The sequence below is a fragment of the Neorhizobium sp. IRS_2294 genome (assembly GCF_050500145.1).
Taxonomy (GTDB): Bacteria; Pseudomonadota; Alphaproteobacteria; order Rhizobiales; family Rhizobiaceae; genus Neorhizobium; species Neorhizobium soli.
Map to the genome: position 1 here is coordinate 1,348,162 of NZ_CP191440.1, position 14,228 is coordinate 1,362,389.

A 14,228-nucleotide genomic window follows, 5' to 3' on the forward strand; every position below is an offset into this window, starting at 1 on the left:
TCTCGCTCCTGTTCGGGGGAAGAGCCATTGTGTCTATAGAACCTTGAACGAGGGTCTGGGCAGTGGATCGGAAAAAGCGAATAGCACGATTCCGAGCGTGCGGCGTACTGCTATGTGCAGCAACGTCGCCTCGATCATCATGGCGCCGGCGGTCGCCATCGCCGCACCGACCAGCCCATAATGTGGTATCAGCACGACATTGAGGACGATGCTGCCGGCAAGCGTTGCCGTATAGACTGCAACGCAGAGCTTTTGCCTGCCCGCCATGCTGAGCAGCACTTCTCCGGGACCGACGAGCGACTTGGACAGAATGCCAGCAAACAGGATCACCATCAGGATATAGCCTGAAGTGAAAGCGTCGCCGAACAGCGACAGAAGCAGTTCACCCGCAGCAAGCGTCGTCAACCCGACGACGAGCGACGGCCAGAAGGTCCAGCGGACGGTCTGGCCCGCGAATGTGGCCAACGCCGTCATGTCGCCTTCCGCCATGATGGCGGCGAAACGGGGAGCGGCGGCCGCCTTGATGGAGAAGTAGACGAACTGCACAAGGACGATCGTTTTCGACGCCGCAAAATAGATCCCGACATCGTCCGGCGGCAGAAAGATGCCGACCACGACCACGTCCGCATTGGTCAGCAGGAAGCCGATGCCGTCGACTACAAATAGCGGGATCGAGTATCGGATCCAGGAGCCAAGCCGGTAGCGCCGCGATGCATTGCCGTAGCTGCCTTTCAGCCGAAGTATGAGCTGCGTCAGATGCGCAAACGTTGTGGCGTATGTGGCGGCAAGCGCCGCCAGCATGGCGGTCTGCGCATCGCGCGGCGCATCGGACAGGACGGCTGCCGTCATGAAAGTGAGGATCAGGATGGGCCTGAGGATGTAGGTTGGCGCCAGCGCCGATATCGTCCAGCCATGGGTACGGGCAATCCCGTCGAGGATGTCGCCGATGCCGATCATCGGAATGATGAAAAGAGCGATCGAAACCGGCACGATGTAGTAGGGCTCGATGCTGCTGCCGAACGCCCAGAGAAAGGCAAAGCCGAGGCCGCCGATCACGGTCGAGGTGACGAGCGCGACAAGGCAGGCGGCAAGGCTCAAGCCGCGGATCTCGCCGTTTTCACCCTCTGCTGAATGCTGGTGGATGAAGCGGATGATCGAGGTGTGAAAGCCGAGGCAGGAGAGATTGCCGACGAGGATGACAATCACCCAGACGAAGGCGAACAACCCGTATTCGAACTCGCCCATCAGCCTGGCCATGACGATCTGGGACAGGAAGGCGATAGCGGCGCTGAAAATGCGGATCGCAAACGCGGTCATGGCCTGGCGTTGCGCCCGCGCCGTATCGCTGTTTTCGGTCACAGTGGCTCTGATCCTGCCCGTCAGCGGTGCGACTCTGGCACGCAAACCGGCCGGAAGCAGTCTTTCCGCTGTTTCGATCACCGCCATGATGGGCACGCAATACTCGTTACGCTACAGGAGCCATGCTCGCAAATCTGCCACAGCAGGGTTAAGAAACGGTTGGCTCAGCCGACCCGAACGTTAAGACGGCGACGATCCCGCAAACGAAAAACGCCGCCCGAAGGCGGCGTTCTATCGATAACACTGGTGTTGCCCGATCAGGCCTGTTCGAAGGCGCCGTGGCAGTGCTTGTATTTCTTGCCCGAACCACAGGGGCAAGCCTCGTTGCGGCCGACGCGCCCCCAGGTAGACTGGTCTTCGGGATGACGATCGGCAGGCGCTGCGATGAAGTCGCTGCCGTCTGCGCCCGACACCTGGTCTTCGCCGGTCGTCGGGTCGAAATGATGCTCCTCGAACACCGATGGCGGTACCGGCGGCTCGGGGTTCTGCACAAGCTCGACGCGCATCATCTGGGCGGTCACGGCTTCGCGCAGGTTCGCAAGCAGCGCCTGGAACAGCTCGAAGGCTTCCGCCTTGTATTCCTGCAACGGATCGCGCTGCGCATAGCCGCGGAACCCGATGACGGAGCGCAGGTGGTCGAGATTGACGATATGCTCGCGCCACAGGGCGTCCAGCGTCTGCAACACCACGGAGCGTTCGACGTAGTTCATCACGTCGGCACCAAACCGCTCTCGGCGATCCTTGACGGAAGCTTCAGCGGCGGCAGTGATCCGCTCGCGGATATCGGTTTCGCCGATACCCTCTTCGGTCGCCCAGTCCTCGATCGGAAGATCAAGGTTCAGCAGGCGATCAACGTCTTCGCGCAGTTCCTTGACGCTCCACTGTTCGGCATAGGCCCGCTCAGGGATGTGCTTGGCAACGAGAACCTCGATCACTTCGTTGCGCATGTCCTCGATGGTCTCGGACACGTCTTCCGAATCCATCATCTCGATACGCTGCTCGAAGATCACCTTGCGCTGGTCGTTGGTGACGTCGTCGTATTTCAGAAGGTTCTTGCGGATGTCGAAGTTACGCGCCTCGACCTTTTTCTGCGCCCGCTCGAGCGCCTTGTTGATCCAGGGGTGGACGATCGCTTCGCCTTCCTTGAGACCAAGCTTTTGCAGCATCGAATCCATCCGGTCGGAACCGAAGATGCGCATCAGATCGTCCTGGAGCGACAGGTAGAATTTCGAGCGGCCCGGGTCACCCTGGCGGCCGGAACGGCCACGCAGCTGGTTGTCGATGCGGCGGCTTTCGTGACGTTCCGTGGCGATGACGTAAAGGCCACCGGCTTCCAGAGCCTTGCCCTTCAGGACCTTCACCTCGGCACGGACGGCAGCCTCCTTGGCAGCGCGTTCGCCCTCGTCCTCGATGCCTTCGAGCTCGCGCTCAAGGCGCATGTCGATATTGCCGCCGAGCTGAATGTCGGTACCGCGACCGGCCATGTTGGTGGCGATCGTGACGGCACCGGGCACGCCGGCCTGCGACACGATATAGGCTTCCTGCTCGTGGTAGCGTGCGTTTAGAACGTGGAATTTCTCAAAACCGGACTCGCGCAGCATGGTTGCCAGAAGTTCGGACTTTTCGATCGAGGTCGTACCGACCAGAACCGGCTGGTTGCGTTCGCTGGCCGCCTTGATCTCGACGATGATCGCTTTGAACTTTTCCTCAAACGTCCGATAGACTTCGTCGTCCTCGTCGATACGCTGGATCGGCAGGTTGGTCGGAACCTCCACCACTTCCAGCTTGTAGATGTTGCCGAATTCTTCCGCTTCCGTCTGCGCCGTACCGGTCATGCCGGCAAGCTTGTCGTACATGCGGAAGTAATTCTGGAAGGTAATCGAGGAGAGCGTCTGGTTCTCCGGCTGGATCTGCACCTTTTCCTTGGCTTCCAGCGCCTGATGCTGACCTTCGGAATAGCGGCGGCCCGGCATCATGCGGCCGGTAAACTCGTCGATGATGACGATCTCGTCGTTGCGGACGATATAGTCCTTGTCGCGGGTGAAGAGCTTGTGGGCCTTCAGCGCGTTGTTGATGTGGTGCACGATCGCCACGTTCTCGACGTCGTAGAGCGATTCGCCCTTCAGCAGGCCGGCCTGACGCAGCAGGCCTTCGAGCTTTTCGGTTCCCTCTTCGGAGAAGTTGGCCGAGCGCTGCTTTTCGTCGATTTCGTAATCTTCCGGAGACAGCAACGGAATGTAGGCGTCGATCGTGTTGTAGAGATCGGAACGGTCGTCCAGCGGGCCTGAGATGATCAGCGGGGTGCGGGCTTCGTCGACCAGGATCGAATCGACTTCGTCGACGATCGCGAAGTTGTGGCCGCGCTGCACCATCTGGCCGCGCTCGTATTTCATGTTATCGCGAAGATAATCGAAGCCGAGCTCGTTGTTCGTCGCATAGGTGATGTCGCAGGCATAGGCCTCGCGGCGTTCGTCGTCCGACAGGCCGTGGACGATGACACCGGTCGAAAGGCCAAGGAACCCGTAGAGGCGGCTCATGATGCTGGCGTCGCGCTGTGCGAGATAATCGTTGACGGTCACCACATGCACGCCTTTGCCCGACAGTGCATTGAGGTAGACGGGCAGGGTTCCCACCAGCGTCTTGCCTTCGCCGGTCTTCATCTCGGCGATTGCGCCGTCGTGAAGGATCATGCCGCCGGTCAGCTGGACGTCGAAGGGTCGCATGCCGAGAACGCGGAGGGCCGCTTCGCGAAGCACCGCAAAGGCAGGGATCTGGATATCCTCCAGGGTCTTGCCGTCTGCCAGCATCTGGCGGAACTCCGCCGTCTTGTTGGCGAGCTGCTCATCGGTGAGCGCCTTGGTGGCTTCCTCGATTGCATTGATCTTCTCGAGCATCGGCTTGTAGCCCCGCACGCGGCGCTCGTTTGCAGATCCGAACAGTTTGCGGGCAATGCCGCCAAAGCTGACCATACGAATGGCCCTTTCTGATGTCAGTCCCTGATGTCACTCGTCGAGACCACGATTGAGCTTGTCGGCCGGCGGCGCCTCTGACAATTCAACCCGTGGCGCCCGCAAAGCTTCTGGACGCGAAGTTGCGTGACAGATAAGAGGGGGTCCGAATTATGTCAACGGTGACGGCCGATACAGAATGGCCACAATCCGGTGTTTGTGAAGGTTTTCCGGCCGGTGCCAGACGTTCTGGATCCGGTTCACCAATCGAAAGGTAACTCGATGCTGCGCCACAAACTTCTCGTATCGGCTGCTCTTGCCGCTGCGATCTTCGTCCAGGCCCCGGCTTTCGCCGCTGACGATACGGTCGTCGCCAAGGTGGGCAGCCTGAACATCACTCAGGCCGAACTCGACGTCGCGGTCCAGAACCTCGACCCGCAGCTGGCCCAGCTTCCCGAAGAACAGAAGAAGGTTGCGGCCCTTTCCGGCGCAATCGACGTGAAGCTTCTGGCAAGCGGTGCTGCCGCCGAAGGCCTTGGTAACACCGAGGACTACAAGAAGCGCATGGCCTATATCGGCGATCGCGAGCTGCACAACGCCTACTTCCGCAAGCACGTGGTCGATGCCACGACGCCCGAAGAAGTAAAGGCACGCTACGACAAGGAAATCGCGTCGATCCCGAAGCAGGAAGAGGTCAATGCTGCCCATATCCTGGTAAAGACCGAGGATGAAGCAAAGGCCGTGATTGCCGACCTCGACAAGGGTGGCGATTTCGCAGCCATTGCCAAGGAAAAGTCGCAGGATTCGAACAAGGACGAAGGTGGCGATCTCGGCTGGTTTGCCCAGGGCCGCATGGTTCCGGAATTCGAGCAGGCCGCGTTTGCCCTCGAAAAGGGCGCCTACACCAAGACCCCGGTCAAGACCCAGTTCGGTTTCCACGTCATCAAGCTTCTCGACAAGCGCGAAGCCGCTCCGCCGGCACTCGACCAGGTCGAGGACCAGGTCAAGCAGCTCGTGATGCGCGACAAGTATGTCGCCATTATCGAAAAGGCGAAGGCCGACCAGAAGATCGAGATCATGGATGTGGGCCTGAAGAAGGGCTACGAGGACGTGAGCAAGATGCAGGACGGTGCAGAAGCGCCGGCACCGGCACAGCAGTAAAATTCGCATCTGGGCCCGGTATATCCGGGCCCTTTCCTATTCAGCCAGGTTGTTCAGATGTCCTCTTCCGTCTCGCCGCTCGCCCCGAAGTCCTATCCCGAAATGCCGGCCCTGCGCGGCGTCCGCATGGCGACAGCTGCCGCCGGCATCAAATACAAGAACCGTACCGACGTGCTGTTGATGGTGTTCGACGCACCGGCAGCGGTGGCCGGCGTGTTCACCAAGTCGAAATGCCCGTCGGCACCGGTGGATTTCTGCCGCGCGAACTTAGCCCATGGCACCGCGCGGGCCGTGGTGGTCAATTCCGGCAATGCCAACGCGTTTACCGGCGCCAAGGGCCGCCAGGCAACGGAACTTACCGCACAATCGGCAGCGGCTGCTGTCGGATGCAGCGAGAATGAAATTTACCTCGCATCGACAGGCGTCATCGGCGAACCGCTCGATGCCACGAAATTTGCAGGCGTGCTTGGCGATATGCACGGGTCGGCCACGGGCGATTTCTGGCAGGAGGCTGCCAAGGCGATCATGACCACGGATACCTATCCGAAGGTCGCGACCCGCATGGCGGAGATCGGCGGCGTCGCGGTTACGATCAACGGCATTGCCAAGGGTGCTGGCATGATCGCGCCTGACATGGCGACGATGCTGTCTTTCGTCGTCACCGACGCCGATATCTCGTCTTCGGTGCTGCAGTCGCTTCTCTCTGCAGGCGTCGAGCCAAGCTTCAATTCCATGACGGTCGATAGCGATACGTCCACGTCCGATACGCTGATGCTGTTTGCAACGGGGGCTGCTGCTGCAGACGGCCAGGCGCAGATCACCGATCCCGCCGATCCGGCTCTGTCGTCTTTCCGGGATGCGTTGAACGCGCTTCTGAAGGACCTGGCGATCCAGGTTGCGCGCGATGGCGAAGGCGCCACCAAGATGCTCGAGATCACGGTCACGGGCGCTGAAAGCGATGCTAGCGCCAAGACGATCGCGCTGTCGATCGCCAATTCGCCGCTGGTCAAGACCGCCGCCGCCGGCGAAGACGCCAACTGGGGCCGTATCGTCATGGCCGTCGGCAAGGCCGGCGAAGCGGCGGACCGCGACAAGCTGGCGATCTGGTTCGGCGATGTCCGCGTTGCCGTCAATGGCGAACGCGATCCTTCCTATTCGGAAGAGGCCGCGTCCAACGTGATGAAGGGGCAGGACATTCCGGTCAAGGTCGAACTCGGCCTCGGCTCCGGCACGGCCACCGTCTGGACCTGCGACCTCACCAAGGAATATGTTGCCATCAACGGCGATTACCGGAGCTGATGACGGATATGACCGCATCTCTCGCGCAAGGCGACCTGCCGCTGGTTCGGAGACTGGAAGCGGTCGGCTTCCGGGCCTGGCCCGCGGCTTCCGTGGTCTATGACGGCAGCTGGCAGGTTCGGTTGACGGGTAGCCATCCGTCGAAGCGTCTCAACTGCATCGTGCCGCTCGATCCGTCGGATTACCGGGACATGGACCTGCGGTTGTCGAAGGCCCGCAAGCGTTTTGCCGATTACGGACGATCGCTGGTGGTGCGCGAAACGCCGCTCGCACCGCCCCACCTGATCCGTCATCTGGAGGATGATGGCTGGCAGATGTTCGAGACCGCAGATGTGATGATCGGCGATCTCGCCCACCTTCCGCTGCCGCCGACGCTTGGTCATCTTCCCAGCCACGATATCGGCCGTTTCGTCGATGCCTGCATTGCAGTGGGGCAGGACGACGCAGCGCTGAAGCCGGCACTGGCGGAGATCCTCAGTTCCATCAAGCCGCAATCGGGCTTCTTCATCAAGGAAAGCCCACGTCACGGCGCCGTCGCCGTGGCGCTTTGCGTGCAGGACAACGATCTTGCGGGCGTCATGTCGTTTGCCGTGTCGCAAACGGTTCGGCGGCAGGGCATCGGCTCGGAAATACTTGCCTCGGCACTGCGCTGGGCCCGCGTCAGCGGCGCCCGTTCGGCATGGCTGCAGGTGGAGGCAGACAACGAACCGGCGATTGCCCTCTATCGCCAGTTCGGCTTTCGCAAGGTCTATGAATACCGCTACTGGCGCAAAGGGTGACCGATCTCATGTCGAGGAAAATTCTTCTCGTTGCAGCCTGCGCGCTGATCGATGCCGATGGCCGCATCCTGCTTGCGCAGCGCCCTGAGGGCAAGTCGCTGGCCGGGCTCTGGGAGTTTCCGGGGGGTAAGGTGGAGCCTGGCGAAACGCCCGAGGAGACGTTGATCCGTGAACTCGACGAGGAGCTCGGGATCCAGACGAAGGAAGCCTGCCTCGCGCCGCTGACATTTGCGAGCCACACTTATGAAACCTTCCATCTGTTGATGCCGCTCTATGTCTGTCGCCGTTTCGAGGGCATTCCGCACGGGCGCGAGGGGCAGGCGATCAAGTGGGTCAAGCCGAACGCGCTTCGGGACTATCCGATGCCGCCCGCCGACGAGCCTCTGATCCCGATCATTCAGGATCTTGTCTGATCGAGATCAATCGAATTAGCGCAGTCGAATTCAGAGCCTGTTAACCTTTAATTCAGCCCATCGTGGCATCGTCAGGGGGATCAGTGACTGCGTTGACGAGGCTTTTCAGCGATGGAAGACGAATTCTGGAAAACTGTGCAGGCCCGCCAGCGGGCAAAGCACAGATCCGGTAGGACCGGCGCCCTCAATATTGCTCTGCTGTTTGGCACCGCTGCGGTTGCGCTTGCGCTGATCGTGACGCCGATGCTCGCCGGTCACGATGACCAGCAGCGGCTGGCAACGGTCAAGCAGGACTTCGACATGATCACCACCGGCTCGATCAAGCCGGTCGAGAAGGGCACGAAAACCTACACGATCCGCCGTAGCGTACTTCAGGACACGCCGGGCTCCGTCTGCATCGTACAGGGCTACGGCGCAAACGATGGCTGCTAATTAACGATTAGTCGCTATAGTCGGGCGACAGATCAGCGGTTTACCGGATAAAGGGCAAGTCATGCGTCTCCTGCGTTCCTTCATGCGCGATGAATGTGGGGCGACGGCTGTCGAGTACGGCCTGATCATCGCGATCATATCGGCCGCCTTGCTCGCCGGTTTCGGCGCTTTTTCCTCGGCGCTCAGCAATATGTTCAGCTTCCTCGGCGGCAAGGTCGACAAGCCGATTACCTGACCCTCCCCCGATCGTTACCCTGATCTATCAGTTTTCGTTCTGCGATCCGCGCAGCGCATCTTCCAGCCGCATCTTGGCCGATCCCGGCTTCAGGGGCTTTTGCTGGCTTTCATGCGGCGCCCATCCCGATGCGTAGATGATCGAAAACGTGGCCCGGATGCGCCCATCCGGATCCGAGTAGCGTTCGGCATAAAGCTCGGCGGCTTTCAGGAAAAAGCTCTTCGTCAGCGGCTTGCGGCTGCGGCCAGCGAGCGCATTGGTCATGCCCATGCCGCGCAAGTCCCGCATCAGTGCAAACAGGTTGTCGTAGCGCACCGTATAGGTTTCCGCATCGATCACGGGCAGGGCAAAACCCGTCCGCTGCAGTAGCCCGCCGACGTCGCGCACGTCCGCAAACGGAATGACACGCGGGCTAGCGCCCCCGGTCATTTCCACCTCGGCCGACAGAAGTACATCGCGCAGCTCGGCAAGCGTGCCGGATCCGGGAATGGCGGCAAGGAACAGCCCATCCGGTTTCAGCGCCCGGCGGATGCGGACCAGCGTGCCGGGAAGATCGTTGATCAAGTGAAGGGCGAGCGGTGAGACGATGAGATTGACCGTATCCGGCTCAAGCGGCACATCGTCGAGCGGTGCGACCGTGATGTCTTCGCCAGAGACGGCGAAGGTAGGATCGCTCTCGACCCGGACCATGTTGTCGATCTTGCCGGTTGCTTTCGCTTCGCGGGCTGCAGTGCCGGTACCGCCATGCAACTCGACACCCTGTTCGAACTGCCGTTCGACCACGGACAGCCGCTCGGCCAGTTCGCGTCCGGCTATATCCAGCAAAAACGCCGCGTTGTGGTCGCCAGCGGCAATCGCACGCCGGCGCCGTGCTTCGACCAGTTCGGCGTCAAAAATGATGTCCATGTTTTCCACTCAATTTCCGCGGGTCGCAAAGTCGCTCTCCGTCGATTAATGTCAAGCATGTCTTCGTCCCCCGCCTTGCGATCGCTGAGGAGCATGGTATCGGCCGCGTCCCTATGGACACGCCGGATAGGCGACGTCGTCTACCCGCCAGCCTGTCCCGGATGCGGCGTGCTCACCGGCAGCCATCGCGGTTTCTGTGCACAGTGCTGGCGCGGTCTGCGCTTCATCGAACGTCCTTACTGCGAGGTTCTAGGCCTTCCGTTCTCCTATGATCCTTCCGATCCCGCTTTGGATGAGCAATTGCTGATCTCGCCGGAAGCGATCGCCAATCCCCCGGTGTTCGACCGCCTGCGGGCTGTGGCAATCCACGAAGGTGCGGCGCGCGCGTTCGTCCATGCGCTGAAATATAGGGATCGTACCGACCTCGCCGCAATGATGGCCGGGTGGATGCTGCGCGCTTGCAAGACCCATGTGGCCGATTGCGACGCTATTCTCCCGGTGCCGCTTCATCGCTCGCGGATGTTCTGGCGCCGGTTCAATCAGGCAGCCGAGCTCGGGCGGCATCTCGCCGCTCAATCCGAAAAGCCCTTTCTTGCAGCAACATTGCTGCGCACGAAGAGCACGCGGCGTCAGGTGGGGTTGACCGCGCGGGGCCGCGAGGAGAACGTCCGCGCCGCGTTCAAGGTGGCCGCGGGTCGCGAACAGGACGTGTTCGGCAAGCATATCGTACTGGTCGACGACGTGTTCACGACCGGCGCAACTGTGTCTTCCGCAACCCGGGCGCTGAAGCGGGCAGGGGCTGCCGAGGTGACGGTTTTGACCTTTGCAATGGCCATTGCCGGGCCTATATGACAGAGACGGCAATTGTGACGCGCTGCACAAAGTCCTGACATTACGTGGAGAAAATCATGGCAGATGTGATCATTTACACCCGCGAACATTGCGGTTACTGCGCCCGCGCCAAGGCGCTGCTCGAATCCAAGGGCGTTGCCTTTACCGAGCATGACGCGACCTATTCCAAGGAACTGCGCGCCGAAATGGTGCAGAAGTCGAACGGCGGTTCGACATTCCCGCAGATCTTCATCGATGGTCGGCATGTCGGCGGTTGCGACGACCTGCATGCGCTCGACCGTGCCGGCAAGCTCGATCCGCTTCTGGCGGCCTGAGGAGATTTTTCGATGACCGCGGTCAAGGTTGCAGCGATCCAGATGTGTTCGGGCGTCGATCCCGTCAGGAATGCGGCCGACATGGCGCGTCTTGTCCGTGACGCTGCAGCCCATGGCGCGACCTATATTCAGACCCCCGAAATGACCGGCATGCTGCAGCGTGACCGCAAGGCAGCGCGCGAGGTGCTCCGGGGCGAGGCGGACGACGTGATCGTCTCGACGGCGCGCGATCTCGCAAAAGAGCTTGGTGTCTTCCTGCATATCGGCTCGACCGCCATTGCCCGCGACGACGGGAAGATCGCCAACCGCGCTTTCCTGTTTTCGCCAGACGGCGCAACCGTCTGCAGCTACGACAAGATCCACATGTTCGATGTCGATCTCGACAATGGCGAAAGCTGGCGCGAAAGTTCGGCCTATGAACCCGGCAACGAAGCGCGGGTCGCCGACCTCGGTTTCGGCAGGCTCGGTTTCGCGATCTGCTACGATGTGCGGTTTCCGCAGCTGTTTCGGGCTGAGGCCTTGGCCGGCGCCGAAATTCTCACGGTTCCGGCTGCCTTTACCCGCCAGACGGGCGAGGCGCATTGGGAAATCCTGCTTCGGGCCCGCGCCATCGAGAACGGGACGTTCCTGATTGCTGCGGCACAGGGCGGCACCCACGAAGATGGCCGCGAAACCTTCGGTCATTCGATGATCGTCGATCCCTGGGGCAAGGTTCTGGCGATGGCTGGCGGCACCGGCGAAGAGGTCCTGATCGCCGAGATCGATCTCGACCAGGTCCGGGCGGCACGCCAGAAGATCCCCAACCTCAAGAATGCCCGGGAGTTTTCCGTGGCGATCGTCCCCGACCGCGGTGACGGGGAAGAGGCGGCGTGATTAAATATTCGCTCGGCTGCGAGAACGGACATGCGTTTGAAGGCTGGTTTGCCCAAAGCGCCGATTTCGACCGCCAGGTGGAAAGCGGCTTTTTAACCTGTCCGGTCTGCAATTCCACCGCGATCTCAAAATCCCTGATGGCGCCCTCCGTTTCGACAGCACGGAAGAAGGAAGCCAAGCAGGAGTTGGCGATGAATATGGCGCGCCATGAGGTGATGGCGAAGCTCAAGGAAGCCGTCGCCGGTATCCGCGCCAGTTCCGAAGATGTCGGCGAGAAATTTCCGGAAGAGGCGCGCAAGATCCATTACGGCGAGGCCGATGCGCGCGGGATTATCGGCAAGGCAAGTTTCGACGACGTGCGCGAGCTGATTGATGAGGGCATCGACATCGCCCCCTTGCCGACGCTCCCGGAAGACGGCAACTGACGCCGGTCTTCAAGTTCATTAGCGATGTCGGAAGTATCTTGTAAGTATTTCTTCCAAGACATGCATCTTTACCATGCCGGTTTACCGAACTCTAACCTGACTGCGCTATCTCTGCGGACGGGCTGCCGAAAGCCGTCCGTGATGAACTGGTGCCAGACTGAAATGGAGCGGGCCCGCAAGCCCGTACATGCAGGTTCAAATCCTGCCCAGTTCTCCAAGGACCACACTCCGGCGACGAATTGGCAGACGTCGACACCAACATCGCATTCGACATGACCCTCTGGATTTAGACCAAACAGGCCGGATCGTTGCGATCGCAGCGCAAGGGCGTCCCCGTAACCTTGATCAGACAGAAAGTGCTCTGCAGCATGGAAAAGATTGATCGTTTAGCGTGGGTCGACGCCGCCAAAGGTGTCTCGATCATCCTCGTTGTGATGATGTACTCGGCCTACAATACCGGCGAATATACCGGGCAGGTCGGCTTTCTGCACTATGTCATCGGTTTCGCCACGCCATTCCGGATGCCGGAATTCTTCCTGATCTCGGGTCTGTTCCTGTCGCAGGTTATCGCCCGCCCGTGGTTGCAGTTCGTCGACCGCCGGGTGGTCCATTACCTTTATTTCTACGTGCTCTGGGTCACGATCATGCTTGGCCTCAAGATCGGGGTCTACGAAATCGATCTCAGCAAGATGCTGAAGGAGCTGGCGTTTGCGATGGTCCAGCCCTACGGCGTTTTGTGGTTCGTCTATCTGCTTGCCATTTTCGGACTGGTGACGAAGCTGTTGTACCAGCTGTCTGTTCCGGCCTGGGTGGTTCTTCCGGTCGCGATCGGCCTCGAGGTCCTGTCGCCCCATTCGGCGAGCTATGTGGTGACGCAGTTTGCCGCGTATTTTATCTTCTTCTACCTCGGCTTCCGGACGGGTCCCGCAATTTTGAAGCTGGTCGATCTCTGCCAGCGCTATTCGGCGAGAGCCTGGGCTGCGCTGTGCGTCTGGGCGCTGGTCAACGGAGTGCTCGTGTTTTCACCCGGCTATGAGGTTCAACCGGTCGGGATGCAGATGGGGTCTGCGGTGTTGCCAGGGATGCATTTCGTACTTGCTGTCGCTGGAACGCTGGCGCTTTGCATCGCTTGCGGCCTCGTCGTCCAACTGCCGTTCTCGCGCTGGCTGGTCTGGCTCGGCAAGCATTCGCTGGTTGTCTACCTCGCCTTTACCATCCCGATGTCTCTGTTCAGGGCAGTAGCGCTCAAGACCGGACTGATTACCGATACAGGACTGCTGAGCGTTTCGGTGATGATCGTGTCGATCGTGAGCTCGCTCATCCTCTACGCGATTGTCAGGGCGACAGGGATCGGCAACTTCCTGTTCGAGCGGCCCCGTTGGGCCACGCTTTTGCACCGGAAGGGTGGATCCGTCGACGCCGCAACACCCGTCACGGCTGTCGTCAAGAACTGAAGCTCAGCCCGGACGCCGCGCCAGAAGCATGTAATTGACGTCCATGTCGGATGACAGGTTCCAGCGGTCGCTGAGCGGGTTGAAGAACACGCCGGTGCGGTGAATGATCTCCATGCCGCTTTTTGACAGCGGCTTTTCGATCTCTTCCGGGCGCACAAGCTTGTCGTACTGGTGGGTGCCGCGCGGCAACCAGCGGAGAATGTTTTCCGCAGCAAAGATCGCCAGCGCGCCGGCCTTCAGCGTGCGGTTGATAGTCGCGACGAACATCAGGCCGCCCGGCTTCACCAGCGACGCGCAGGTCGTGATGAAAAAATCGACGTCAGCGACGTGTTCGACCACTTCCATATTCATGACCACGTCGAACATCTCGCCCGACGCGGCCAGATCCTCGGCGGTGACCGCGCGATAATCGACGGTGACGCCGGTCTCAGCTGCGTGGGTGGAAGCGATGCCGATGTTCTTTTCAGACGGGTCCGCGCCGACAACGGTCGCACCCATGCGGGCCATCGGCTCCGACAACAGACCGCCGCCACATCCGATATCGAGGATGCGAAGACCGGCAAGCGGCTGGTGACCGTTGGGGTCACGGCCGAAATGCTCGCAGATCCGGTCGCGAAGATAGGAGAGGCGGACCGGATTGAACTTGTGGAGAGGCCGAAACTTCCCTGTCGGGTTCCACCACTCGGCTGCCATTTTCGAGAACCATTCAACCTGGTCCTTATCGACTGTGCTGCGTGTGGTTTCGGTCATATCGTCATCCTCTCGTACTAGGGCCTGA

At 60.6% G+C, this 14,228-nt stretch carries 15 protein-coding genes and 1 tRNA gene; 12 read left to right on the forward strand and 4 right to left on the reverse strand.

Annotated elements, in window-relative coordinates; translation table 11 throughout:
- Positions 1-33 precede the first annotated feature (33 nt).
- Both ACQY1K_RS23410 and secA read right to left on the reverse strand, forming a co-directional pair.
- Positions 34-1,446, reverse strand: a complete 1,413-nt coding sequence (locus tag ACQY1K_RS23410; RefSeq protein ID WP_325264632.1) for a lipopolysaccharide biosynthesis protein — start codon at positions 1,444-1,446, stop codon at positions 34-36.
- 170 nt (positions 1,447-1,616) lie between these two features.
- A complete protein-coding gene (secA, locus tag ACQY1K_RS23415; RefSeq protein WP_092664569.1) occupies positions 1,617-4,328 on the reverse strand; it encodes a preprotein translocase subunit SecA in 2,712 nt (903 codons plus the stop codon).
- 261 nt (positions 4,329-4,589) lie between these two features.
- Between secA and ACQY1K_RS23420 the strand changes: the two genes are divergently transcribed.
- The 6 genes from ACQY1K_RS23420 (at position 4,590) to ACQY1K_RS23445 (ending at position 8,626) form a co-directional block, all read left to right on the forward strand.
- The gene (locus tag ACQY1K_RS23420) at positions 4,590-5,468 is read left to right on the forward strand and encodes a peptidylprolyl isomerase (protein WP_430259852.1); all 879 of its coding nucleotides are present in this window, start codon (positions 4,590-4,592) and stop codon (positions 5,466-5,468) included.
- A 57-nt stretch (positions 5,469-5,525) separates the two neighbouring features.
- Positions 5,526-6,767, forward strand: coding sequence for a bifunctional glutamate N-acetyltransferase/amino-acid acetyltransferase ArgJ (argJ, locus tag ACQY1K_RS23425; RefSeq protein WP_062577490.1), 1,242 nt, complete (start codon positions 5,526-5,528; stop codon positions 6,765-6,767).
- An 8-nt stretch (positions 6,768-6,775) separates the two neighbouring features.
- A complete protein-coding gene (locus tag ACQY1K_RS23430; RefSeq protein ID WP_092664664.1) occupies positions 6,776-7,546 on the forward strand; it encodes a GNAT family N-acetyltransferase in 771 nt (256 codons plus the stop codon).
- 8 nt (positions 7,547-7,554) lie between these two features.
- Positions 7,555-7,959: an 8-oxo-dGTP diphosphatase MutT gene (gene mutT, locus ACQY1K_RS23435; RefSeq protein WP_062577544.1), complete on the forward strand. Its 405-nt coding sequence runs from the start codon at positions 7,555-7,557 to the stop codon at positions 7,957-7,959.
- A gap of 111 nt (positions 7,960-8,070) precedes the next feature.
- A complete protein-coding gene (locus ACQY1K_RS23440) occupies positions 8,071-8,391 on the forward strand; it encodes a hypothetical protein (protein WP_062454284.1) in 321 nt (106 codons plus the stop codon).
- 61 nt (positions 8,392-8,452) lie between these two features.
- On the forward strand, positions 8,453-8,626 hold the full coding sequence (locus ACQY1K_RS23445; RefSeq protein ID WP_062454283.1) for a Flp family type IVb pilin: 174 nt from the start codon (positions 8,453-8,455) through the stop codon (positions 8,624-8,626).
- Between the two features lie 27 nt (positions 8,627-8,653).
- Here ACQY1K_RS23445 and ACQY1K_RS23450 read toward each other — a convergent pair whose 3' ends face one another.
- Positions 8,654-9,532 (reverse strand): methyltransferase domain-containing protein, encoded by an 879-nt coding sequence (locus tag ACQY1K_RS23450; protein WP_062454282.1) that lies wholly within the window; start codon positions 9,530-9,532, stop codon positions 8,654-8,656.
- Between the two features lie 93 nt (positions 9,533-9,625).
- On the opposite strand from ACQY1K_RS23450, the gene ACQY1K_RS23455 reads away from it, so the two are divergent.
- The 6 genes from ACQY1K_RS23455 to ACQY1K_RS23480 all read left to right on the forward strand — a co-directional run bounded on the left by ACQY1K_RS23455 (position 9,626) and on the right by ACQY1K_RS23480 (position 13,450).
- The gene (locus ACQY1K_RS23455) at positions 9,626-10,384 is read left to right on the forward strand and encodes a ComF family protein (protein ID WP_430259854.1); all 759 of its coding nucleotides are present in this window, start codon (positions 9,626-9,628) and stop codon (positions 10,382-10,384) included.
- A gap of 56 nt (positions 10,385-10,440) precedes the next feature.
- Complete coding sequence (gene grxC / locus ACQY1K_RS23460) at positions 10,441-10,698, forward strand: glutaredoxin 3 (RefSeq protein WP_430259856.1); 258 nt, start codon at positions 10,441-10,443, stop codon at positions 10,696-10,698.
- A 12-nt stretch (positions 10,699-10,710) separates the two neighbouring features.
- Positions 10,711-11,571 carry a carbon-nitrogen hydrolase family protein gene (locus ACQY1K_RS23465; protein ID WP_092664580.1) on the forward strand — a complete coding sequence of 287 codons (861 nt, stop codon included), beginning with the start codon at positions 10,711-10,713 and terminating at the stop codon, positions 11,569-11,571.
- On the forward strand, positions 11,568-11,996 hold the full coding sequence (locus ACQY1K_RS23470) for a DUF1178 family protein (protein WP_062454278.1): 429 nt from the start codon (positions 11,568-11,570) through the stop codon (positions 11,994-11,996). Before ACQY1K_RS23465 ends, ACQY1K_RS23470 begins: the two co-directional genes overlap by 4 nt.
- A gap of 143 nt (positions 11,997-12,139) precedes the next feature.
- A tRNA-Ala gene (locus ACQY1K_RS23475) sits at positions 12,140-12,213 on the forward strand.
- 151 nt (positions 12,214-12,364) lie between these two features.
- Positions 12,365-13,450 carry an acyltransferase family protein gene (locus tag ACQY1K_RS23480; protein WP_430259858.1) on the forward strand — a complete coding sequence of 362 codons (1,086 nt, stop codon included), beginning with the start codon at positions 12,365-12,367 and terminating at the stop codon, positions 13,448-13,450.
- A 3-nt stretch (positions 13,451-13,453) separates the two neighbouring features.
- Here ACQY1K_RS23480 and ubiG read toward each other — a convergent pair whose 3' ends face one another.
- On the reverse strand, positions 13,454-14,200 hold the full coding sequence (ubiG, locus tag ACQY1K_RS23485; RefSeq protein WP_062577499.1) for a bifunctional 2-polyprenyl-6-hydroxyphenol methylase/3-demethylubiquinol 3-O-methyltransferase UbiG: 747 nt from the start codon (positions 14,198-14,200) through the stop codon (positions 13,454-13,456).
- Positions 14,201-14,228: the final 28 nt, after the last annotated feature.